The 1,582-nt window shown below is 68.6% G+C and carries 1 protein-coding gene, 2 tRNA genes and 1 pseudogene; all 4 read left to right on the top strand.

Annotation, left to right across the window (positions count from 1 at the left end):
* Nucleotides 1-255 (top strand): annotated as a pseudogene (locus ACFQ36_RS22590) (hypothetical protein); the annotation flags it as partial.
* A gap of 63 nt (nt 256-318) precedes the next feature.
* Complete coding sequence (rsfS, locus tag ACFQ36_RS22585) at nt 319-708, top strand: ribosome silencing factor (protein ID WP_377017794.1); 390 nt, start codon at nt 319-321, stop codon at nt 706-708.
* 189 nt (nt 709-897) lie between these two features.
* Nucleotides 898-970, top strand: a tRNA-Ala gene (locus tag ACFQ36_RS22580).
* A gap of 38 nt (nt 971-1,008) precedes the next feature.
* Nucleotides 1,009-1,084 (top strand) — tRNA-Ala (locus ACFQ36_RS22575).
* The last annotated feature ends 498 nt before the right edge of the window (nt 1,085-1,582 follow it).

Genomic DNA, 1,582 nt, shown 5'->3' with positions numbered 1-1,582 from the left:
CGGCGCGGTGAAGCACCGGCGGTCCGGCGCAGCCAGGCTGCCGCCGTACGCCCGGCGGCACTGCCGGACGCTGTTGAAGACGACGTCCGGCCGCTGCGGGCCACGCGCGCGCACGGCCTGGAACCGCTGGATGTGCAGACGGCCGGGCTGGCCAAGGCCAACCGGGACCGGCTGCTGGTCATCGGTTCCCTGGCCTTGGGCGGACTGGCATTCGTCTTGGGCCTGATCATGATGATCGTCGGATTGGGCCACTGATACCGCAGCCCATGCTGCGACCATTGTTCTTGCTGCTGCCGGCAGCCACCCTGAAGGAGTCCCGTGACCGCCTCTGAAAAGTCCATCGAGATCGCCCGCGCCGCGGCCAAGGCCGCAGCGGCGAAGATCGCCCGCGATATCACCGCCCTCGACGTCAGCGACCGGCTGGTGATTACGGATGTGTTCCTGATCGCCTCGGCACCGAATGAGCGCCAGGTGAATGCGATCGTGGACAGCATCGAGGAAGAGCTGCACAAGCAGGGCCTCCGTCCGGTACGCCGTGAGGGCCGGTCCGAGGGCCGCTGGGTCCTGCTGGACTACGCGGAAGTGATCATCCACGTCCAGCACGAGGAGGACCGGGTCTTCTACGCCCTGGAGCGGCTGTGGAAAGACTGCCCGGCCATCGATCTGCAGCTGGAGGAGGCGCCCCGCCAGGTGGCGGACGCCGAGTAAGCCCTTTGGTGCAGGCCGTCCGCTGTGGCAGCGGTCCGGCCCGGCGGAGCAGCCAGCCCCTGCGGGCGGGCTGCTCCGCCATTTAACCGCCGGATCCGCCCGACACGCGGCCGGATCCGCCGATTTGGAATCCGCGGGGGAGTCTGCATAGAATATTCGAGTTGCTTTCGAGCAAGGCAAACCGGAAACGGGGCTGTGGCGCAGCTGGTAGCGCACCTGCATGGCATGCAGGGGGTCAGGGGTTCGAGTCCCCTCAGCTCCACTGACGAGGCACTCGCAAGAGCTGTCCGTCTCCCGTACGGGGCTGTGGCGCAGCTGGTAGCGCACCTGCATGGCATGCAGGGGGTCAGGGGTTCGAGTCCCCTCAGCTCCACCAGGATATTATCCCAACGGTTGGTGGCACCCCGGTCTTCGGACCGGGGTGCTTTGTTTTGCCCGGCCGCCGGCGGGCACGGCGGCGCAGGGTGCGCCGGACTGGATTCCGGTGAATGGGTGCAGCAGACAGCGGTCCGTAACTGTGCCATCATGGCAGCTACGCAGTGCCCTTCGACGTGCTGTGCGCAGCACTGGAGCAGCCATGGGACGCTTCATAAGCGATGAACCCAGAGACGCGCCCGGCCGGACCGTGACGGCAAACCGGGGTCCACGCACTGCGGCCGGGCGGCGGGAGTGCCGGACCCCCCGAAGCACCATGCTCCCCGGGGCGTTGGCGGCGCTTTCTTCGGTGCTGTTATGCGCGTGCACGGCAACGGCGTCCGCGCCTGCCGGCTCTTTCCTGCCGGCCCCCGCGTCCACGGCCACTATGCCGGCCACCACCGTGCCGGCTGCCCCCGCGTCCACGGCCACTATGCCGGCTGCCACCGCGCCGGCTGCC

The sequence above is a fragment of the Arthrobacter sp. GCM10027362 genome (genome assembly GCF_042679445.1).
Taxonomy (GTDB): domain Bacteria; phylum Actinomycetota; class Actinomycetes; order Actinomycetales; family Micrococcaceae; genus Crystallibacter.
The sequence above is the reverse complement of the archived record's forward strand: the minus strand, read 5'-3'. Positions and strand labels throughout refer to the sequence as shown.